The organism is Legionella bononiensis, assembly GCF_016786215.1.
Taxonomy (GTDB): domain Bacteria; phylum Pseudomonadota; class Gammaproteobacteria; order Legionellales; family Legionellaceae; genus Legionella; species Legionella bononiensis.
The window spans coordinates 72,510-94,635 of sequence record NZ_JADOBG010000021.1 but is presented as its reverse complement, the minus strand read 5'-3'; the positions used below and the strand labels follow the sequence as shown (position 1 = coordinate 94,635).

Genomic DNA, 22,126 nt, shown 5'->3' with positions numbered 1-22,126 from the left:
CTTTAATCCAGGATAAATCGTGCGGCCTGTTCTGCAATCATCATCGTTGGCGCATTCGTATTACCTGATACAACTTGCGGCATAATGGAAGCATCCGCTATAACCAACCCGGTAATACCATGTACATTCAGCCGTGAATCCACCACAGCCATATCATCATGACCCATACGACAGCTTCCGACGGGATGATACACCGTATCAGCACGTTGCCGTATTAATTGAATGATTTCTGCGTCTGAGGTTGCTTGATATATAGGTCTTGCGTTACATGAAGAAAACAGTTCATGTTCCATCAGTTCTTGAGTCATTTTATAAGCGCGTAGCATAATCTCCAAATCGTAGTCATGCGCTAAAAAGTTAGGATCAATAGCCGGAGCGTGGAATGGATTGGCGGATTTCAAACTGATTCGACCACGGCTTTTAGGGCGAAGTACACAAAAATGTAGTGACATTCCTCGAGCAAAATGAAACTTATGACAATGAGCATCAACAATGCCTGGAACAAAATGCAATTGGATATCAGGTCGTTCCTGTTGTGAATCTGTCGAAAGAAAACCACCCGCTTCTGCAAAATTTGTAGCCATCATTCCTGTTGAATTTTTTTTATACACACGATACGCTTTAAATATATCCCATAGCGCAGAAGGGCCAAAACCCAAAAGATTGGGATTATTGGCTTTGTATACATGCACATAATCAGGATGATCATGAAAATTCTCGCCAACTCCAGGTAATTCATGAATGCAGTTTATTCCATGACGAGACAACTCTTCTCGCGGCCCAACTCCTGATAGCAATAATAAATGCGGTGAATTAATAGCTCCAGCACTCAAAATTACTTTCTTTCTGGCGCTAAACTCGATTTTTTTGCCTTTATGTTGTACCTTTATCCCGTGACAATGCGTTCCGCTAATCAATAATTTTAAAACATGCGCCCGGGTTAATACCGTCAAATTGGCTCGATCTGATATTGGGTCCAGGAATGCATCTGCTGCCGAATGTCGCTTACCTGCTTTTTGAGTGACCTGATATAAACCAACACCAGATTGACTTGCTCCATTAAAATCAGGGTTATAGTCATATCCGCAGGCTTTCCCGGCTTCAACAAACACTTGAGAAATGGGATTTGGGCTCACCAAATCATTTACGGCCAATTCCCCATCTTGCCCATGATATGAGTCGTGAATACTGTAATTATGTTCAAATTTTTTGAAAAGAGGTAACACGGAATCATAAGACCAATCCGTTGATGTAGTTAGCGCCCACTCATCGTAATCTTCGCCCTGCCCCCTGATATAAATCATGGCATTAATAGCACTGGAACCACCAAGCGCCTTACCCCTGGGTTGATACCCACATCGATTGTAAAGCCCTGGTTGCGGAACAGTCCAATAATGCCAGTTCTTCAGCCAAAAAGGCATGGTCAGCACCGTAAAAAACGGTATCTGAATCAGAGGGGATTTGTTACTACCACCAGCTTCTACAAGTAACACTTGATTCGCTGGATTTTCACTTAACCGTGAGGCGAGTACGCAACCAGCACTTCCCGCACCTACAATAATATAATCAAATTCCATACTCATGATATCCATGGATTAAACGGCTGGTTCTTATGACGCACTCTTGTTTTAACTTTTATTGAGCGGCGAAATTCAGGTACACTGTGGGCAGATGCCGTAGATATTAAGTGCGTGATCCGTCATTTTAAATTGAGCCTTTTCAGCAATGACTTTCTGACGCTGTTCAATAATCTCATCAACAAACTCTTCTACTCGGCCACATTTTACACAAACCAAATGATCATGATGTTCCCCCTGACACAATTCAAAAACGGAATATCCCCCTTCAAAATTGTGACGGGATACTAATCCGGCAGCTTCGAACTGAGTAAGAACTCGGTAGACAGTAGCCAGACCAACATCTTCACCTGTTTCCAATAATGCCTTATAGACATCCTCAGCGCTTAAATGATGATTACGAGATTGCTCTAAAATTTGCAATACCTTCAAGCGCGGCAAGGTAATTTTTAATCCGGCATCTTTTAACTGCTGACTCTCTTCCACTTGTGCTCCTTAGCAGTAATGAATTTGCACCCGTTTAGTGGTGTCTTTAAATAAATGGCATGTTATTATGGCGAAATTTTTCACGGTAGGCAAAAAATATGCGAATAATAACCCTTCTTGTAACACTCATTTTATCATTAACTCTAACTCAATGTGCATCATATGATTTTGCCAGACGCATCGCTCAGCAGGGGAACTTACTTCCTCAATCAAAAGTAGAACGATTAAGAGTGGGCATGAGTAAAAATGATGCAGCCATTTTAATGGGTACCAGCTTAATGAGCCCCACATTTAACAATGATCGATGGGATTATGCATATACCTGGCGTAGAGGTACAGGCAGTATGGCAATTCGAACCGTAGTTATTTATTTTAAAGGTAACTCAATAAGCCGAATTGAACACCGACCCTAAACATAATCGACACCATATCAAGTGTCGTCATCCTGAACGCAGTGCTGAATTGTCTACACCTTTTCGAAAATTCAGTTCAGCTTTACCTCCTGACTCCCGCAGATTTTCTGCGGGATCTGGAAGATCTACCTTAAATCACAAGGCTCAACCTGATTCATTTTCTCAAACGAGCTTTCTGACGTCTTTTTTCTTTAGGATCACACACCAATGGCCGATATAATTCTATCCTGTCGCCGTCTTTAAGGAGGGTATCCATAGAAATCTGCTTCGCAAATATTCCTACAGGCAAGTCTCTGGTTTCTGGATTTGAATCGAAGATCCCTGATGCCGTTAAAGCATCAGCAACACATGAACCAGGTTTTAATTCCAAATCATGGTGAAAAACAGTGCCTTCCCTGGCGATATAAACCACCTCAACTTTTACCATATACAACCTCTGCCCTATCACAAAATGCATCGACCATTTTATCCGTTACTTGATCGAACACAGGGCCAAGAAGCATGGAAAATATTTTTCCAGAAAATTCAAACTCAAGGTCAAAGGAAATTTTACAGCCATTTTCTACTTCATCGAAACGCCAAAAGCCTTCCAAATGACTAAAAGGACCATCTACAAGACGAATTTCAATCATTTTATTGATTTGTAAACGATTACGGGTAGTAAATGATTTGCTCATCCCGGCAGCACCGATAACTAAAGTAGCCTGCACTTCATCATCATCACGATGATGTACTGTACTTTCTGCGCAATAAGGTAGAAATTCCGCATAATGGTCAACATCATTAACCAAACCATACATTTGCTCACAAGTATACTTGACTATTCGTGATCTTTTTACAATAGGCATTACACAGCTCCTTGAACCTGCTTATTAAGCCAAAGACTAAGGTCTTTGATTTCTTCATAACAAATGGAATGTTCCATTGGGTACTGTTGAAAAAAGATATCATTATATCCTTTATTCAGTAACCAATCCCTACTTTGTTGAGTCCATACAGGTAAAACAAGAGGATCAAACTGACCGAAACCCATAAATATTGGGGTATGTTTATCCAATTGTGGAGTATTAGTTCCTGCCAATGGTAAATATGCAGATAATGCAATGACTCCACCTAAAGTATGTGCAGTATGAAGCGCGGTGTGAAGAGCCATTGCCCCACCTTGTGAAAACCCGGCAAGATAAATTTGTGAATACTGAAAACCATCGTTGAGCTGTGAATCCATGACGTGTCGAATCAGTTCTTCTGATTGTTCAATTCCTTGCTTGTCTTCTCTATCCAACAACTTTATTCCAATAATGTCATACCATGCTGGCATGACCATACCACCATTCAGAGTAACAGGACGTGAAGGCGCATCGATAAATACATGACGTATCGCCACATCCTTAATCATTAACTGATCTGCCAACCCCATCATATCAGAAGCATCAGCACCTAACCCATGCAGCCAAATGACACATGCCTGCGCCTTTTCCTGCGGATCATTCATATATATGCCCAAAATTGGTTCTCCACCAAAAAATACAAATTATCGCCAATGCAAAGGAGCAGTGCAAGTTTAGTATTTCCATTTAAACGAATTAATTGTGAATATTCAGAAGGGAATAAAATCAATGTATTTGAAAATAAAAAAGGAGCAATCATTACTGAAATCACTCAATATTTAATAAATTGAGTATGAATGTGGTTAATAATCTCTTGCATTTTTATGTATAAAATTTTATCATAGTGTTTGTCATTAAGATAGGATTTGTGTCACTTAATCATTTAAATTGTCATAAAACTTTTTTGAACCAATTAATTTAAATGCACTGAGTTTTATCAAAATCTTGTCTGAACATGCTAAAGAATACTGCATAGTTCAAAAGAACAGATGACGTTAAACGAATATTGAGACATAAACGAATGATAGAGCAACTAATTAAAGAACTTGCCAGCAGACCCTGTGCCAGTATACTGAACAACTATGAATGGTTCCTGTACAGTAAACAATACAGTCAGTTAGACTCTTCATTACGTCCCGCGTTTATTAACGCTCTTGTAAACCACAGTGGTGCCTCACCAACAGAGATTTTAATTGCGTTAAATAACCTTAATCAAGAAAACGTATCATTGGAGCTGCAAAATGACTCGCTCTCCGAACTGTTTAAAGCCCAGGAAATTGCCTCTGAAAAAATCTTCAATATGAAGAATCGCCGTTGTTTTAAAAATATCGATCTGGAATCCTTATCCATCTCCCGTGCGGAATGGTTAACTATTATAAGGAAATATGAGCAACAAGATCGGCTCCATGTTACCCCCTATTTCTTTTTCAATGCCTTAAGTTCCATTAGAAAAGTAAAATATGATGATCTAACCCATTCTATAACCAAACCACAACCGCGACGTGAGGCCAAACGAAGTTTTTTTGGCGAAGAACGACCAGCAAAAAGAACATTTCAGTCATTTCGTAAAGACGAGGGGATAAATCCATTAATCCTCGAAGAAACAGATGAAAATAGAGATCTACAGCTCCCAATTGAAGCTACTGGAGCACGATACAGTAAATTATCCCCTGCCACACCCGATAAACGATACCCTAAGGTTGCAAAAACTCCAGGTGGAAGTAAAGCAAGACCCCTTTGTACTATAGATGAACATACCCTGTATAAACATTTGACACCTGAAAGCAAAGCCCCCAGAGAAGGACGAGTGAACCTTCAAAAAGTATCACGAATTAAATTGATGGATACACTGCCAAAATTACAAATCCCGCAAGCTGAGGAAGTACAATTTATAGCTACTTTGGAGGGTATCAATGAACGCTCCGGATTGTCCAGAAGACAAAGCCAATATTCGATAACCAAAGTAAAAGCCAGTGATGTATTCAGAGCTCATGGCATAGAAATTAAACCTGCTGATGGCCGCGCGCATCACTGGTCGCATCTGATCGCTCATTTTTTAGGAGACACTCAGGAACTCATCACTCCCGATCCCCAAAAAGAAATCATTAATCTGGTTCCAACTACGGATGCTGCAAATTATAATACCCTTGAAGCAGTTGAACTTTTTGTCAGAAAAAAGCTGATAGACGAGGATACGGATGAAATTCTTATCAAAGTAAAACCACAATACAATGATGATTCTTTTATCCCGGATATGCTCATTTACACCCTCTCCTGGATAGAAAACCATAATCAAAAACACAGCGAAATTTTCTATATTAATCCTCAGTCATATCAACGCATTACGAAAAGCATGCATAGTTCAATTGAGGTACTTAGAGAAAATAGAACTGATATGCCAAAGGATTCCACCCCTTCATCTAGCATCACTATTTAATCTGCCAGAAGACAGGCTTGTTTCTTGAACAAGAGAACTCAACGCTCAGTTCTCTTTCATTGATAAATTTCATATAATAATGTTTTAACCAATGGCCTGTACAATGACGCGATATTTTGCATTATTAGTTTGTGCGACAGTATTATTTTTAACTGCTTGCGGGCAAAAGGGGCCTTTATATCTCCCGGCACCTGAAACGGCCACACCAACCGCTAAATCATCCTAAAGAGTTTAATTATGAATATTCAATTTACAAAAATGCATGGTTTAGGTAATGATTTTATGGTGATTGATGGTGTCAATCAAAAAATAAACCTGCTCCCGCAGCAAATAGCCTTATTGGCTCATCGTAACACTGGAATAGGCTTTGACCAATGTCTGCTAATTGAACCAGCGAAAACTGAAGGAGTGGATTTTACTTATCGTATTTTTAATGCCAATGGGCAAGAAGTTGGACAATGTGGTAATGGTGCACGGTGTCTTGCACTGTTTGCCAAATATTACGGTTTAACTTCAAAAAGTAAAATGACAGTGGCTACTGAATCCACTACTATGGAGTTAGTCATTAATGATGATAATAGTGTCAGTGTAGACATGGGTAAACCCAAACTGGCGCCCAAAGATATTCCATTCCTGGCAGATCATCAATCAGACGAATATTCACTGGAGCTGGATCAGCACACTGCTGTTCCTCTTCATGCCATTAGCGTTGGGAATCCTCATGCAGTACTTTTGGTACACAATTTAGAATCAGCCCCAGTGCTCGAACTAGGTAGACAAATCAGTACCCATCCTCGTTTTCCAGAACAAACCAATACTGGCTTCATGCACATTTTAAATAAAGATCACATTAACCTAAGGGTTTATGAAAGAGGTTGTGGAGAAACACAAGCCTGCGGTAGCGGTGCTGTTGCAGCAGCTGCAATAGGTCGTTTATTCTATGGTCTCTCGGATCAAATCACCGTATCGCTCCCCGGAGGAAATTTAATCATTGATTGGCCTCATATTAATGATCATATTACTCTCACAGGTCCAGCCACTTTTGTTTACGAAGGCAAGCTGTTTTAATAACAATGTTCACAAAAATAAGACAGCTATTGAATTTTTTTTTCAAACAGTTATGCTGAGCAAATCCAGCTGTTCCGAATCAGTGAACTGAAGGCTGGATAATCCACGGAATTGAAAACCATTACTGATATCGAGATAAATTCTCAGGCATGAGTTTAAGCCAAACTTCAGTGAATTTATGGTCAAGGAGGATGAACATGCAAAGTAATGCCGATATCAAATTTAATCTAATGAAAATACTGATAAATACGACGCAATATCAAACATCAATCACTGAAACTCAAGAAGCTCAAAACGCATTTATCAACACGTTACAAATCAACCAATATACACATCATGAAATTATTGAATTAATTCATAGTACTCAGGATAAATTGGTAAAATCCTTGTTAATTACTCATCTGTTAAGCATGGAGGAATACTTAAATAACCTTATGGGTAATTCCATACTGAACAGATTAACCAATAATGAATCCCACACTCCATCGCGACTCAATCCGCTGATACATCAGCTGGATATCACTCACCTAACTATAGAGCAAATCAAAAGGCTCCAGCCAGAGGCTGCAATCAGTATTCTGTGTTCAATACCACATTTTCATCTTTTAAACGAAGATCAAATTAATGAGCTTCTAGGTCAATATCCAAATCCCGGTGTGATCCAGTATTGGATGAATCATTATGCGTTAATGCCCAATGCATACTATATCCTGGCTCATCTTAGCAAACTGGTTGACTCACATGTACTAACCGAAATACACAAGATGGATCATCAAAAAAAGGAAACCTTAATCAACTGTATGCTAGAGCACCTGGATTTATACAACCCAAGGTTCAAACTATTACATGAAAATGAACAAGAAAAGCATCTTAAAACAGCAATTAACCACTACCTCAATGGCAAAAATCACGACCATTATGTGAGTTATATCAAACTTTTGGCAAAAAAATTATTATCAAAACCTGTACCACTATCCGTGGAAACCATCCAATTATTAATGCATTTAAACGGCAGCACAGAATTTAGTGATATAACAAATAAAACAGGTTACCTCACCAATTATTATTTAAGGCTCAAGGCTCAATCGGGTGATACCCAACTATTTTATAAGGAGGGCACATTAATCATTCACAATATGACTCAATTGATTCAATTAAGACCGCCATTGCCTCAAAAAGAAGAAGAAAAAGGAGGCATTATCCGATGGATTCATCCAGCTGAGCAGCAAGAACCTCAATCTATGGATGAACACAATACCATTCCGGAAAATCCACTAATTCAGCTGTTAGCAAAAAAAGAAAAATCAACCAAGGCTTTTGATTATTTTTTATTACATTTTAAAGGGAAAACGGAGACGATTTGTAAAACCATTAGAAATTATCTGGGATATTATGTGCAGGAAGGCTGTTCCGAATCACGTCGTAAAACGATATATCATACGGCAATTTTAATGATTCGTCCTGAAGTCAACAAATCTGTAAGAGAGGCAATATATACCTCATTTTTACAATACCCGGAATTATATGATGAAAACATAAGCTACTGGATGTTCAAATACGATGCCCAAAGAACCCTGCAGCATTTTGGTTTAAAAGGAGGAGTTCCAAATTATATACTGGTAATGGAGATATGCACGGATGCGCTAAAAAAATTAGATCCCAAAAAAGACGAACAGCTTATTCAAATTGCAACCAAAGCTTATTCTGAAGCCAAACAGGAATTGTCGTTTAGTGAAGATAAAGGTTTTTTCGCTCTGTTGATACAGCGTATTAAACGTTGCTGGATAAACGGTTGGACAGGCTTCTTTTCCCCCAACTTGCCGATGTATGTTGCTCCCTCATGGAGTAAACCAATGGATACAGATGAGGAGCGAGTAGTCTTAGAACAGGAAAATAGAACCATTATTAAAACACCAGATTATAAACTTCCCAGTCTCCTAAAGAACCTTGAAAAACAATGTTCTTTACAAAAACTTGATGAATTAATAGAAGATATGAGCAAAAATCCGTTTAATACGGACGCTCACGAAGAACTGAATTTAAGAGCCCGTATCAATCTGTTGTTTCATGAACTGTTATTAGACAGTCAACATAATAAAGGGATAGAATCCTGGCTGAGTAAAAATCATCAGGTTCTTAATGCCAATCGGTATCGTCTTTTGGAGCTTATGCTGATTATGGGGTCTCCACAGGATTTGGAGTTACTCATCAAACAAATAAATGAAGATTCATCCTATTCGCAACTTATTCATAATAGCTCGAATTTAGAATCGATAGTGGATGAATTTAGTGTCATTTTGCCAGAACTTAAAGCGGAGACGGAGTTATCGAAAAGGAACTCTTCTATTAGTACGTCTGAACCGATTACCTTGGATAAAGTTTCTAGTTTAGTAACTGACGCCTGGAACTGGACAAAAGGTAATGTCGGCAGTTTTTTTGCGCCCAATTCTAATAGTGTTCCATCAGACAATACGCCCTCCAACACACTGGCGACTCAATCCTTGTCTTTATAATACCCTTGCCCAGTAGCGCATTGCTGGGCTTTTTTATACTGTAACACATCATAAACCATCAATGATTTGGCCATGATACACTCATGCAGCTTGACGTTTGCCTCAAGACGAACCTACAATTAAAAATTAACACCATGATTTGGCAAGTAAAATGGATGAGCGGCGAACGTTTTTCAGAATAAATAATAAAGGCGAAATTCTGGCTAAAATCGCAAATCTATCTTTTGAAGTCATAGATATATCAGCCTCCGGAGTACGCTTAACAAATAATAGCCTACTGCCAAAACAAGGAGTTATTGAAATCTCAATTAATCGGTTTTCTATCAATATAAGCTACAAAATATTAAGGGTCGAAAAACAAACAACCATCTTAAATTTTACTAATGACGATGAGATTGATCGGCTTTTTATAGCCCTGAAACAACTAAGGGACGAGAGGCGGACGCGCACGCCCCATCACTAAGCGGAATGTACATCAGGTACATGAGTATTTTTTAACTGGCTTACCCAAAACAATCCCCGCACTGGACGGGGGATTTGAGTGCAGGTTGAACGAAAGGGGACTTAAAAAAGCGGAGTGCCCATCAGGTACATGAACATTTTTTAACTGGCTTACCCAAAACAATCCCTGCACTGAACGGGGGGATTTGAGTGCAGGTTGAACGAAAGGGGACTTAAAAAAGCGGAGGGCCCATCAGGTACATGAGCATTTTTTAACTGTCTTACCCAAAACAGTCCCGGCACTGAACGGGGGGATTTGAGTGCAGGTTGAACGAAAGGGAACTTAAAAAAAGCGGAGTGTACATCAGGTACATGAGCATTTTTTTAAGTTCCCTTTCGTTCAAGATGTGCCAAAGCCCCCCGTTCAGGAGAGTTTCCAACGGCGGTGCAGCCAGTTCCATTGCTCAGGATGAGCCAAAATAATTTTTTCTAAAGCCTGATTATATTTCAACGTATTTTGATAAAGGGCTTCTTGCGTAGAATCATGATCTTCCCAGGGAATGGGATCATGAAACTCCAGAACATGCTTGCCATTAGGCAAACGATACCCTGCTGCTGGAATTACTGGCACACCGGTATGGCGTGATAACGTAGCCAAACTTCTATAAGTTCCTGCTTTTTTACCAAAAAACTCTACTGCGATTCCATCTCTATTAGCCAGAGACGCATGTTGATCCAGCACAAAAATTACTGCATGATTTTTTTCCAGGGCTACACAGACTTGCTCGAGGGAATTCTTTTTAGGAATAACGTTTAAACCGACTTTATAATAATTTTTAAACAATAAGCGCTCAATAAATTTAAACCTTAAAGTACGCCTGATAAAATGAAATTGCCCTTGAAATTCCTTAAAACTTAGTACCCCACCTAAAGGTGCAAACTCCCAATTCCCAAAATGGCCTGTTACAACTAATACCCCTTTTTGCTGGGCAACCACTGCCAACATTTTTTCGTGACCAATGACTTGTACCTGATTACGCAGCTTTTTTTCACTCATAAATCGCAATTGCAACGCTTCTTTTAATGATGTGGCGATGTGTGAATAGTAGGCTTTTGCTAAATGTATTTTTTGAGCGTCACTGATTTGATTAGAATAGACCTGATTAATATTTGCCAAGACTAATCGCTTTCGGTATGGCAAAAATCTGTAAATAAATTTTCCAGCCAGACTAATCGGTAATGATTGGATTTGTTGTTCTAATTCAGTCACAGGATTTAATCACCAAACAGGCGTTCATACTGGCAAAACCTCTATTAATCATCAACGCAGATGAATTAGCTTGTATCTTCTGATGACCTGCACTTAAAGATAATCCCTCACAGTTGGGCGCAACCTGTTCCAAATTGGCGATACCTGGGGCACAACGAGATTCCAAGGCATAAGTTGTCAGTACCGCATCCAATACACCTGAAGCGCATAAGGTGTGTCCCATAGACCATTTAAACGCAGTGACAGGGACGTGATGATCAGCAAAAACGGTTCTAATTGATTGAGCTTCACTATCATCAGATTTGCTATTACCATTTCCATGGGCAACGATTAATCCAATATTTTCCCGTTCTATTTCGGCTGCTTCCAGTGTTCGCTCCATTAACGTCGTTAAATGTTGCCCATCAGATTCTATGGAAAACAACCCCGTAGCTTCACTGGCAGATAGACCACCAAGAATTTCACCGTAACACGTTGCAGAACGAGCACGGACACTGGCTTCACTTTCCAGAACAAGCGCTGCGGCTCCTTCTGCCAACAACGTTCCATCATGCTCATCATCAAAGGGTTTTAAATGTCGATTACTTACTACACCCAATTTCTCATAATAAAACAAAGATTGTGGTTCAACCCCCATATCATAAGCAACAACTACAGCTCTGTCCGCCTGACCACTTCGTATGGCATGATAAGCTTCCAATATGGCTTGCGTGCCTCCCACTGCATGGTTGGTAACATTATGGTTTGGTCCTTTAAAACCATAGGTTATGCCAGTATATGCAAGCACATTATTAGGTAAAATCCGTAACAACCACATAGGATGTACCTCATCAAACAACTGCTTTGCAAAGCTTTGCATGTCATCTTGAGTTTTAGCTAATAATGGCAAAAAATCATATTGTTGGAAATATTTATTTCCTGGTGAGCCGACATATACAGCAGTTTGCTCATTAAATAATTCAGCTGAATCGAGAGCATCACGATAGCTAAGCATTTGACTGTGTTCTACAGCTTGCACAGCAGCATTAATGCCCATAACATCCTGACGGGAGATAACTTTTATCAATTTTCGATCGGGCAACATTTTGGCCGGTTGAAACTCTTTCAATTCACCGCCCAAGCGATGTGACCATTGGGATAAATCCCAATATTTAATTTCATCTATTCCACTATCACCTGAAAGAATTGCCTGCCAGGTATCCGCAGCAGTATTTCCTGAAGCAGTTAAAGCACTTCGTCCTGTAATAAATACTCTGTTTAAATCGCTCATTTACGTGCTCCTTCAAACTCAGGATGCTTGAACAACAGGCAACTATTTGAACCACCAAAACCGAAAGAATTGGATAAAACAACACCCAGAGACTTTTCACGAGGTCCTTCTGTAACATAATCCAAATCACATTCTGGATCAGGGTTAGTTAAATTAGCCGTTTTAGGAATTTGCGCCTGCTCTATCGATTTTACTGATAAAACCGCTTCAAGAGCACCTGCAGCAGCTATCAAATGACCAGTCTGGCTCTTGGTAGAACTCGTTGGTAAAGTAGCAATTCGATCTCCAAATACTGCCTTAATTGCATTGGTTTCACTGAGATCATTCATTTTGGTTGAAGTACCATGAGCATTTATATAATCCACATCACGAGCTTGAACCCCTGCATCTTTAAGAGCACGCTCAATGGCCTGAATTGCGCCATCGCCGTTTGGATGAGAATCAGTAATTCGGTAAGAACTTAATGAATTACCTTCGCCAGCTAATTCAGCATAAATACGAGCGCCTCGTGCTTTTGCTTTTTCCCACTCTTCGAGTATTAAAAAAGCAGCACCTTCACCCAGGACAAAACCATTACGAGTTGCATCAAACGGCCGGCTGGCGGTATGAGGCGTATCATTATAAGTAGATAAAGCACCCAACAAACAAAAACTGGAGAGACCCAATGGATTAATCATGGAATCAAATCCACCTGCCAACATAAAATCAGCTTCACCACGACGAATAACCTGCATGGCCAAACCTAAAGCTTGTCCACCTGAGGCACAAGCGGTATGTACTGATGATGCATAACCCGTGATACCAAAATGCTGGATAAGTAACGACAATCCTGAGTTAGAAGTGGTTTTGCCAAAATCGGTTAATTTATAAAACTCCCTGGAATTGGCCTGAAGAGCGCTCCAATCGGTTTCACCGTTCACAGCACACACTTTTTGAAACCGCTTCAAATAATCAAACTCAGCGGTCATCATACCACTACCCGTCACAACACCCCATCGAGAAGAGTTCTGTTGGGTTGGCAATACAGCAGCATCTTCAAATGCCTGACGTGCTGCTTCCAAAGCATAATGAGTAAAAGACATCGCAAAACGTGTATGTTTGCCCTTAACAGATGGATTGGGAATGAAATTTTTCACTTCTGCGGCAATATAGGTTGGAAAAGCGCTGGCATCGAACTGCTTGATTTCACCTATCCCAGATTGCCCGGCAATTAAATTGTTCCAGGTGGAATGAACATCATGCCCTATAGGTGAAACTGCACCTAACCCTGTTATTGCAACTCGTCTTTTATTCATGTTATCAACCTTTAGGTATAAGCACTACATCCACAACACATACCCGCTTACCATCTACTTCACTGCGATAAGTCAGAATAATTTCTTCGTCAGTTTGTTGTTTTATTTTCACATGACACACCACAACATCACCTGGCTGAACAAAATCACTCATTTTAATTTTACGCAACTCACTGACTTGATATTGTATTGGAAGTCCTGCTCGCACAATAAATTCACGCGCCAGATTTAATTTACATTCCAACAAGACCGTCATAGGTAAGACAGGTTTCTTAGGAAAATGATCGGGGAAATATGGAGCAGCTAAAGAAATTTTTTTTTCTGCCACAATACTGACACCCGCTTCACTTGACATGATCCGATCAAATACCATAGGCGCTATGGTCGGCCCAAGAGTAATCGGTTCGTCAACGTCTACTGCAGAATTCTTGCGGCACACTTCGGCCCAGTCTGACGGATGAAATATTTCAGTAAATTGCTGTCTAATCAGTTCTGCATCAATAAAATCAGCCATCGGCAGTAAAGGACCTAAAGCGCCTTCAATACTAAAGACCAGCTCTTCGCCTACTCGCGCAACACTATGATATTGAACTGCCCTGTCATCCAGAGAATCTATATGAGACTCGAGCAGCAGAGTTTCGCCCACATATGCAGGGCGATGAAGGCGAGCACTGGCAACAACACCTGCAACGGGCCTTAAAGTAAAATCATTATGTTGCATCACATTCCAGGCAGCTAACTGCCCAAGAGTTTCACCGATTAATGAAGGAATAAAACACGTTTTTCCTTGCTCATCAAGGGTTACATAGGCATCGTCTCTGGTGATGTGTTTAATCCCCCCAACCCATTCGCCGGGAGATATATGCACAATTTTATCAACGAATAAAAAACGCATCAGGCAACAGTTTCCGCGTTTTGTTGTTGACCCACCGCAGCAACGACCAATTTACAAAATGTTTCTACTGTAAACAGCATGGGAATTTCATTAACTTTCATATTTGCTTTAAATTGGTCTGAAGGGACTTCACTTAAATAATTTTTTAATGCCTCCAGTCCTGCAGGAGTCAATGTACCGCCCTTCTCAAACTCATCTTCAGCCAGTGCACCACGCGCATTTTTTTCCAGTTGTCCACGAGGAATTTTAATTTTAAATTCTTTTTCCAATTGAAAAACCAAATCAAGGAAATCAATGGACTCTGCACCCAAGTCTGTAATTAATCGACTATTTAAAGAGACTTCCTCAGCATCAATAACTAATACATCAGCAATAATTTCCCTAACTTTAGGGTAAACGCCAGCTACATTCATAATTCTTCCCCAGTGCTAACCAAGTTCACAAAGCTAGAAATTATATCATAAAAAGTTCATTATTCATCTATATATAATGATGCTCTATCCAACCTGACTGTACCCTGCATCTACAAACAAGGTATGAGCATTGATCATAGACGCTTCGGGTAAACACAGAAGATACACCGCATTAGCCACATCTTGAGGAGTCAATGGCCTGTCAGCAAGAGCATGAGACTGATATTCGTCAAGCAACTGTTCTCTGTTAGGGAAATGTTTTAATGCATCAGTATCAACAACTCCAGCAGAAACAGTATTCACCGTAATGCCAAAAACAGCCAGCTCCAAACTTAATGAACGGACTAACGCCTCAAGAGCAGCTTTGGATGCACCAATAAACGCATAATTGGGTATTGCCCGGGAGGCGCCAAGACTGGATAAAGCGACAACCCTGCTGTTTTTAGGCATCAATTCACGACCTTCGCTCACTAGATGATTTAACGCTAGAGCATTGGTTTCCATACACCAACGCCAATGCTTGGTCGACATTTTTAATGCAGGCTTTAATACCCCGCTGGCCGCATTGCTGATGAGAAAATCAAGATGATTAAAATGTTCTTTGAATTGACCAAACAGTTCTTTAACCGATTGGTGATCTGCAACATTGGCCTGAAGCGCGACGGCTTTGCGCCCTAAATGCTGTATTTCCTGGACCAGAGCTTGAGCCTCATCGGAGCTGTTGTAGTAAACGATAGCGATATCACTTCCTGCCTGAGCCAATTTTAGGGCAGTCGCCTTCCCTATGCCCCTTGCTCCACCAGTAATTAACGCCACTTTTCCTGCAAATACTGAACTCATAGAGTTATCCTCTAGTATAAAAAGGCACCAAACTACCGGGATTCTTAAAATCTGTCAATGGCCTAATACGTATTGGAATAGTAAAATACCTTGTTTCTAAAGCCTTAACTTTGTACCATCTGCACACCACTATATTAATTAATCGTATCAATGAAGTATTCCTGGTCAAAAACAGTTTTTCCAATTGCCGCCATTTTTTCTTTCCGAATGTTAGGTTTATTCCTGCTTATACCGGTATTTTCTGTTTATGCTGAGAAACTTCAGGGCGCAACACCAATGCTCATTGGCCTGGCATTAGGTGGTTATGGATTAACTCAGGGCTTACTGCAAATGCCTTTTGGTATGCTTTCAGACAAGATTGGCAGAAAGCCAATGATAACTGTCGGCTTATTACTATTCACTCTGGGCAGTTTACTTGGAGCCATGACAGAGTCTATATATGGTATGATTCTCGCGCGAACACTGCAGGGAACTGGTGCAGTAGGTAGTGTACTCATTGCCCTTTTAGCTGATTTGACCCCAGATGAACAACGAACAAAAGGAATGGCCGTAATTGGCATGACCATTGGTATTTCCTTTAGTCTGGCTATGGTTATCAGCCCCGCTCTGTCACACTACTCTGGACTTTCAGGCATCTTTTATCTCACTGCGGTTTTGGCAATTTTCGGTATTATCCTCCTTCATGTGGTTATACCCAACCCGGCTAAAGAATGTTTTCACGCAGACAGTGAAGCGAATCTTTCTTTATTTAAACCAGTCATCAGTAACCGGCATTTGCAAAGACTCAATGTGGGTATTTTCTGCCAACATTTTATTTTAACTTCAACATTTTTTGCTATACCTATTTTACTGAGCCACCATATCAAACAAGGGCATTTAACCCAACAATGGCATTTTTATTTACCCTTGATGTTATTTTCATTCGTACTCATGATTCCTTTTATTGTCATGGCTGAAAAGAAAAAATTAATGAAAACAGTGTTTGTATTGTCAGTTCTGTTTTCAACTGCCGCGCAATTTCTCCTGGCTCTGACTTGCCAGGATTGGTATAGCCTTTGCCTATTGATGTTTGTTTATTTCATCGCGTTTAATATCCTGGAAGCAACGTTACCCTCACTCATATCGAAACAGGCAAATCCCAACAGCAAAGGTACTGCTATGGGTATATATTCTACAAGCCAATTTTTAGGAATTTTTGTCGGCGGCTCCCTTGCTGGTATTTTGTACCAATGGCATAGCAGTCAGGGTATATTTATAATTAATGCCCTTCTGGGTATTATTTGGCTGAGTGTAGCCATTTATATGAAACCTGATGTATATGTGTCTACCCTGATACTGCATTACTCACCTCAAATTGACACTAATGATTCTCTAGTCAATGAATTGTTACAAGTAAAGGGAATTAAAGAAGCCGTTATTTCACAAGAAGAGCAAGTGATTTATGTTCGTATAGACAAAGATCAATATCAACCGGGTACTGCTGAGCAAATACTCTCATCGATTCAGAACAGATCGGTTTAATTTAAATCAGTTGCTACGCAATACCTCTTAATTTAGGTATAATCTTTCTCTCTAACTTTCGCATACAGGAGATTAAAAAATGGCAAGAGGAATAAACAAAGTCATCTTGGTTGGTAATGTAGGGGTTGATCCTGAGGTTCGTTATTTACCAAACGGAAATGCGGTAACTACATTATCTGTTGCTACCAGTGAATCCTGGAAAGACAAAACAACGGGTGAGAAACAAGATAGAACAGAATGGCACCGTGTGGTTTGTTTTAATCGCTTAGGTGAAATAGCTGGTGAATACGTTCGTAAAGGTTCAAAACTCTATGTAGAAGGCAGTTTGCGTACCCGTAAGTGGCAAGATCAGCAAGGTCAGGACCGATACACAACAGAAATTATTGCTTCTGATATTCAAATGCTTGACAGTAAAGGTAGCAGTGCTTCGTCTTATGAAGACATGCCACAAGCTCAAGCACAACAACAATCTGCCCCAACCCAATACCCAAGTGCCAATAGACAACAACCTGCTCAAGCAGCTCAAGATGCTTTTGATGAACTAGATGATGATATTCCTTTCTAATTTGACTCCTAACCCGTAACGAGGGCGCTGCGGGTTAGAATGCATTTTTCATTTAAAATAGTATTTCCTCACCAAACGCTCATCAGGATACAAATGCAATAAAACTAAATCAATTCAAACACTTCCGCACTCCCTACGCAACATTGCAGACACATGAGCAAAGATTGCGCCATTCAAGTTCATAAAAAAAACACTATGCTTTAATTTGATAATATTCTCTTAAGCTTAATGGATTAAACTATCAGACAGAATTTGTTTATTTCAGGAACAATTTAATGACTTACTACTTCAAAGATCTTATTACAAAATTACGAAATCCAAGTGATGTGACTGGACTAGAACACCATTTATTCCTATTAGGTACTGCTGTTAATTATGTTGACCGACCAACTGATCCAAGTATAAACAAATCATACATACGTGGCGAAACATTTTCTTACACTGCCCAGCTTATGACCGGGTTACTTGGTGAACAAGAGTCCACAATAAAATTTCCTGACTCGCACCTCCCCAAGTCCCCCAATTATGCCCACTCCTATCATTCAGATTCAGTTGACGTTATTAATGGTGCGGATACACCTGGATATGAAGTAGGAGATAGATTAGCAAAGGCTCTCATGTTAGCTCTTGGAGCTGTTGCCGCAGGTAAAACCCAATTAAATATTTCCGGATTTAGCCGCGGAGGAGTAGAGTCTATTGTATTAACTCATGAACTAGCACGAGTCCGTGAAGCTCTAGAAAGAGACTTAAAAATTGAAAATCCATCGGAGCGCCGATCTTTTGCAGCCATTATAAGTGACAGTAAAAGTGTCCCAGGCCTTGCTCTAATCAATGATCCCAGCTATACACGCAAAGCACTAACTGGATTAGTCACGAATGAAAAGCTGGATGATGAGCAAGAGCTTAAATTAAATCTCTTAAATAAACTGAAAGCCTTGCAAGTTAAACTCTTTGTTCTGGATCCCGTGCCTGGTGGTAATTTTGGCAAAATAGTTCGAATTGGATGGCAAGAAGAAAGTTTCTACACCCTCCCTGATTTCGTAGTGCAAAAGCACGAATTTGTGCAAAAACATGAAACTTCCAATTGTTTTAAACCAATTATTCCATTGGGTATGCCCTATGAAATCATCCCAGGTTGTCATGGAACTGGGGACGGTAACCAATTCGATCATAATGGTTACCCAGTTCCTGATACATTAAAAAATAGGGATCTTTCTGGTGTTCAGGATCTTGTACTAAGACGATGGCTCGATTTTATGTTCCCTAACGGTGTTCAATTGGATAATGCAATTGATTTAGGACATCCAGAACTAGATGCTGTGACTAATGCATATCTTCCAGCAAATTCAACAGATCGCAATATGCAACTCCTCGATAACTACCAGAAAATTCAGGAAAACTACCCTGCGTTTGAATGGCTTGCAACCCGAAACTATACGGGATTGGGTCGCTATATGGCGCAACGTCAGGTCCACTTCCGTCAACGAGGAAATACACCTATTACGGATCTTGATGCACACGGTGATGGAAAAACCTTTCTAAATCTTCAACACGTTAAATTATGGATGACAAACAAATTAAAAATGTCCAACTTTTTCGAGTTGAATTTGGTACAACAGGTTAAATGGATTAAAGACAATATTGAATATGCATTTAAACCAGTAGATTTAACACAATCCGTGTCAGATCAAACCCATATGATCTCACGGCTTCTGATGGAAGAAAGCAATTATCCTCTGGTACAAGAATCTTTATCCTATTTAGTCAATACAGTCACTCAGACCTATTTGAGAAATCATTTATCAGATCAAGAACGATTAGAATGCAGATCATGTGTTGCCAACACTTTTGATACTCTTCAAGAAGCAGCCACTGGTACGACCGGAATAGATCCGAGAATTGCTAAATTGGCTTCAAACTTTATTGGGGCAATAAGCAGAGATTTAACGTTAACCATGCTTCAACATCAACAATCTCTGTTTTCAATGGCATATAAGCTATCTCGCGATGCAGAAGCTGTACTAAAAAATCAAACCGATCCAAACAGTCCTGAAGATACTGAAGAAACCCCCATCTCATGGCTCATGGGCACCCAAAAACTGCTTGCAGACCTTGATTTACTTATAGAACAAATCAATGGATTAGAGACTTGGTGCGATAAAAATATGCTCGTGGAACGTTGGTCAAGCGTTTTACCCATTATAGGAGCAAATGCGAGAGAGATTCCCTTTGAGAAATTTAAAGAACATCTATTTCATATTATTAAACAACAACAGTTAATACTGCTTACTAATGCCAGCAAAATCTTAAATAAAATGCCCGATGCGTTGGAAACTAAACCTGAAGAACTTAACGAGGAATTTTATCTATTCATCCATAAGTTCGCCAATGTTGACCAATTGGAAACAAATTTTCTTGCAGCGAAGAAAGATCTAGATCAAAGAACAAAACAACTTGATGAAGCTACCCGCCAACAAGCTTCTTTACTTTTAGAAGTAAAGGATTTAAAGAGCGAACTTCAATCAATATCCGAACAGCTTGGTCTAGAAATACTTAATATTCAAAAACAAGCAGAGTTAAATCAATCATTAATTCTACAACTCCGTGAAAAAGAACAGCTGCTTGTTGAAATTGGAGAGCGAGAAGCAAAAACCAATCAAACGTTGCAAAGCGCTGTTCAATCAAATGAAGAGTTTCAACTTCAGATTACTGACCTTAAACAACAGATCTCTGTTCTACAAGACCAACTTAAGACTGAAATTGAAAAACTGCAAACAGCCAATAGCTCAGTGGAACAATTGAACAGTGAATTATTACGAGTAAAAGAAGAACTTGAAAAAACTCAACGTCAGAATTCACTTCTTATGGGGCCATTAAATCAATCCGAACGAGATATACTCCATCTGAAAGAGACAATCGAAAGTCAGAGGGAAAATTTGGAGCTACTCCAAGCATCAATAGAAAAAGAACAATCATCTCTGGAGGCTGCAAAACAAGATATTGCATCCATTACCGCAGAACTAAAAGAAGAAAGGAATAAACTGAGTGTGGCGGGTTTAAGGATTAAAGGACTAGAAGACGAATTAGCCCATCAAAATGAAATAAACCAAACTGCAGTACTTCAAGAAGAAAATTTACAATTAAAAAATTATGTAAAAGCACTTCAAAGTCCTGAAGAAAGAGCTGCAATGGTTACGATTGACTCATTGCTGAAAGTTTCGAAAGATTATATGAGTCATTTGAATAAATCTAAAGATAAAAATGAATTGTTGAATGCAAAAAAAGCTGCGGTACAAGCCCTTATTGTCTGCCTGGAAGATAATGAAAAGTTACCCTCTCAGCAATTAGCGGCATTCAATAGTAAATTAGTAGAAAATAAGGAAAAAATTAAAGAACATCGCGATCCACTATGGCAAAGATTTATAAGAGATTGTACTCGAATTATTGCTCTACTAGTTAGCGGTGTTGGATTCTATCGCATGGTTACGGGGCAAGCACCTCAATTCTTTAAACCAAGCCATGGTGAGCATTTTGTGAAGGAAGTTTCTGAAAAACAACACGAAATTCCCACAACAAATCTTAAGTAATAATCCTACGTAATTTCCTTAGCTTCACCGCACTATCTGGAGAAGCTAAGGGAAATTTGTCAAATTTATTCAGAGTATTCATCTCATCCTGAAACGACGTTCAAAATACTGATTTAATACGAAACTCAAATTAATAACACGTCGCATTACAGCATGAGAACAATATTTGAGTTATTTGCCCAACATTATCAATTATACCTAAAGTAATACTGTACTCATTTGTTAATGGCGGATTAACTTCAGGTTTTGAATTCACTAGAGAACATAATTCTTTATCGAGGCTATTAATAAGTGTCCGGTGTGAATCATATTCTGTATATATGATGCATTTAATGGATTTATAATTCAATGTGCAAATCGCAAGTGTATTGAAGTAAGTTCATTCAACTGATCAGGAATCAATGATATCCAAGAAAATTCCCCCATCTGGGATGACCTGTGTGTAATTTACTATGAATAGTATGAAAAGTAAGAGCAATATTTAGAACACAGAAATCTACAATCCGCCTCCATAGAGGAACAATATTGGTTTGTTCCTTATCAAACGGACAAAGTGATACGTGAAGAACATATCCTCACCCATTTTGATGTGAGCAATCGGAATTACACGCGATACATCCTTCGAGAATTGAATAAATTTAATAGGAA

At 39.5% G+C, this 22,126-nt stretch carries 20 protein-coding genes; 9 read left to right on the top strand and 11 right to left on the bottom strand.

Annotation, left to right across the window (positions count from 1 at the left end; all coding sequences use genetic code 11):
• Nucleotides 1-2: 2 nt before the first annotated feature.
• Both IZU94_RS13005 and fur read right to left on the bottom strand, forming a co-directional pair.
• Nucleotides 3-1,583 carry a GMC family oxidoreductase gene (locus tag IZU94_RS13005; protein ID WP_238400372.1) on the bottom strand — a complete coding sequence of 527 codons (1,581 nt, stop codon included), beginning with the start codon at nucleotides 1,581-1,583 and terminating at the stop codon, nucleotides 3-5.
• A gap of 69 nt (nucleotides 1,584-1,652) precedes the next feature.
• Nucleotides 1,653-2,063 carry a ferric iron uptake transcriptional regulator gene (fur, locus tag IZU94_RS13000; RefSeq protein ID WP_203111163.1) on the bottom strand — a complete coding sequence of 137 codons (411 nt, stop codon included), beginning with the start codon at nucleotides 2,061-2,063 and terminating at the stop codon, nucleotides 1,653-1,655.
• Nucleotides 2,064-2,161: 98 nt separating this feature from the next.
• Here fur and IZU94_RS12995 point away from each other — a divergent pair, with 98 nt between their 5' ends.
• Nucleotides 2,162-2,476 carry an outer membrane protein assembly factor BamE gene (locus IZU94_RS12995; protein WP_203111162.1) on the top strand — a complete coding sequence of 105 codons (315 nt, stop codon included), beginning with the start codon at nucleotides 2,162-2,164 and terminating at the stop codon, nucleotides 2,474-2,476.
• Between the two features lie 154 nt (nucleotides 2,477-2,630).
• On the opposite strand, the gene IZU94_RS12990 is transcribed toward IZU94_RS12995, so the two are convergent.
• Genes IZU94_RS12990 through IZU94_RS12980 form a run of 3 tightly spaced genes read right to left on the bottom strand, consistent with a single transcriptional unit; the run spans nucleotide 2,631 to nucleotide 3,968 of the window.
• Nucleotides 2,631-2,903: an RnfH family protein gene (locus tag IZU94_RS12990; RefSeq protein ID WP_203111161.1), complete on the bottom strand. Its 273-nt coding sequence runs from the start codon at nucleotides 2,901-2,903 to the stop codon at nucleotides 2,631-2,633.
• Nucleotides 2,890-3,324 (bottom strand): type II toxin-antitoxin system RatA family toxin, encoded by a 435-nt coding sequence (locus IZU94_RS12985; protein ID WP_203111160.1) that lies wholly within the window; start codon nucleotides 3,322-3,324, stop codon nucleotides 2,890-2,892. Before IZU94_RS12985 ends, IZU94_RS12990 begins: the two co-directional genes overlap by 14 nt.
• Nucleotides 3,324-3,968, bottom strand: coding sequence for an alpha/beta hydrolase (locus IZU94_RS12980; RefSeq protein ID WP_203111158.1), 645 nt, complete (start codon nucleotides 3,966-3,968; stop codon nucleotides 3,324-3,326). The genes IZU94_RS12985 and IZU94_RS12980 overlap by 1 nt, the downstream gene beginning before the upstream one ends.
• A 416-nt stretch (nucleotides 3,969-4,384) precedes the next feature.
• On the opposite strand from IZU94_RS12980, the gene IZU94_RS12975 reads away from it, so the two are divergent.
• The 5 genes from IZU94_RS12975 (at nucleotide 4,385) to IZU94_RS12955 (ending at nucleotide 9,844) form a co-directional block, all read left to right on the top strand.
• Complete coding sequence (locus tag IZU94_RS12975; protein WP_203111157.1) at nucleotides 4,385-5,800, top strand: hypothetical protein; 1,416 nt, start codon at nucleotides 4,385-4,387, stop codon at nucleotides 5,798-5,800.
• 103 nt (nucleotides 5,801-5,903) lie between these two features.
• A complete protein-coding gene (gene lptM, locus IZU94_RS12970; protein WP_203111156.1) occupies nucleotides 5,904-6,026 on the top strand; it encodes an LPS translocon maturation chaperone LptM in 123 nt (40 codons plus the stop codon).
• An 11-nt stretch (nucleotides 6,027-6,037) separates the two neighbouring features.
• Nucleotides 6,038-6,868, top strand: coding sequence for a diaminopimelate epimerase (gene dapF / locus IZU94_RS12965; RefSeq protein ID WP_203111155.1), 831 nt, complete (start codon nucleotides 6,038-6,040; stop codon nucleotides 6,866-6,868).
• Between the two features lie 197 nt (nucleotides 6,869-7,065).
• Entirely contained in the window at nucleotides 7,066-9,381 is a 2,316-nt protein-coding gene (locus tag IZU94_RS12960; protein ID WP_203111154.1) for a type IV secretion protein Dot, read from the top strand.
• 151 nt (nucleotides 9,382-9,532) lie between these two features.
• Entirely contained in the window at nucleotides 9,533-9,844 is a 312-nt protein-coding gene (locus IZU94_RS12955; protein ID WP_203111153.1) for a PilZ domain-containing protein, read from the top strand.
• Between the two features lie 402 nt (nucleotides 9,845-10,246).
• On the opposite strand, the gene IZU94_RS12950 is transcribed toward IZU94_RS12955, so the two are convergent.
• The 6 genes from IZU94_RS12950 to fabL form a co-directional block, all read right to left on the bottom strand.
• Complete coding sequence (locus tag IZU94_RS12950) at nucleotides 10,247-11,092, bottom strand: lysophospholipid acyltransferase family protein (protein WP_203111152.1); 846 nt, start codon at nucleotides 11,090-11,092, stop codon at nucleotides 10,247-10,249.
• Nucleotides 11,085-12,362, bottom strand: coding sequence for a beta-ketoacyl-[acyl-carrier-protein] synthase family protein (locus IZU94_RS12945; protein WP_203111151.1), 1,278 nt, complete (start codon nucleotides 12,360-12,362; stop codon nucleotides 11,085-11,087). Before IZU94_RS12945 ends, IZU94_RS12950 begins: the two co-directional genes overlap by 8 nt.
• On the bottom strand, nucleotides 12,359-13,657 hold the full coding sequence (locus IZU94_RS12940) for a beta-ketoacyl-[acyl-carrier-protein] synthase family protein (protein WP_203111150.1): 1,299 nt from the start codon (nucleotides 13,655-13,657) through the stop codon (nucleotides 12,359-12,361). Before IZU94_RS12940 ends, IZU94_RS12945 begins: the two co-directional genes overlap by 4 nt.
• A 4-nt stretch (nucleotides 13,658-13,661) precedes the next feature.
• Nucleotides 13,662-14,552 carry an ApeI family dehydratase gene (locus IZU94_RS12935; protein ID WP_203111148.1) on the bottom strand — a complete coding sequence of 297 codons (891 nt, stop codon included), beginning with the start codon at nucleotides 14,550-14,552 and terminating at the stop codon, nucleotides 13,662-13,664.
• Nucleotides 14,552-14,965: an acyl carrier protein gene (locus tag IZU94_RS12930; RefSeq protein WP_058472299.1), complete on the bottom strand. Its 414-nt coding sequence runs from the start codon at nucleotides 14,963-14,965 to the stop codon at nucleotides 14,552-14,554. Before IZU94_RS12930 ends, IZU94_RS12935 begins: the two co-directional genes overlap by 1 nt.
• Before the next feature lie 84 nt (nucleotides 14,966-15,049).
• Complete coding sequence (gene fabL / locus IZU94_RS12925; RefSeq protein ID WP_203111146.1) at nucleotides 15,050-15,805, bottom strand: enoyl-[acyl-carrier-protein] reductase FabL; 756 nt, start codon at nucleotides 15,803-15,805, stop codon at nucleotides 15,050-15,052.
• Between the two features lie 150 nt (nucleotides 15,806-15,955).
• On the opposite strand from fabL, the gene IZU94_RS12920 reads away from it, so the two are divergent.
• The 3 genes from IZU94_RS12920 to IZU94_RS12910 all read left to right on the top strand — a co-directional run bounded on the left by IZU94_RS12920 (nucleotide 15,956) and on the right by IZU94_RS12910 (nucleotide 21,478).
• Nucleotides 15,956-17,326, top strand: a complete 1,371-nt coding sequence (locus tag IZU94_RS12920; RefSeq protein WP_203111145.1) for an MFS transporter — start codon at nucleotides 15,956-15,958, stop codon at nucleotides 17,324-17,326.
• Between the two features lie 79 nt (nucleotides 17,327-17,405).
• On the top strand, nucleotides 17,406-17,891 hold the full coding sequence (ssb, locus tag IZU94_RS12915) for a single-stranded DNA-binding protein (RefSeq protein ID WP_203111143.1): 486 nt from the start codon (nucleotides 17,406-17,408) through the stop codon (nucleotides 17,889-17,891).
• A gap of 275 nt (nucleotides 17,892-18,166) precedes the next feature.
• Nucleotides 18,167-21,478, top strand: a complete 3,312-nt coding sequence (locus tag IZU94_RS12910) for a coiled-coil domain-containing protein (RefSeq protein ID WP_203111141.1) — start codon at nucleotides 18,167-18,169, stop codon at nucleotides 21,476-21,478.
• Nucleotides 21,479-22,126 lie beyond the last annotated feature (648 nt).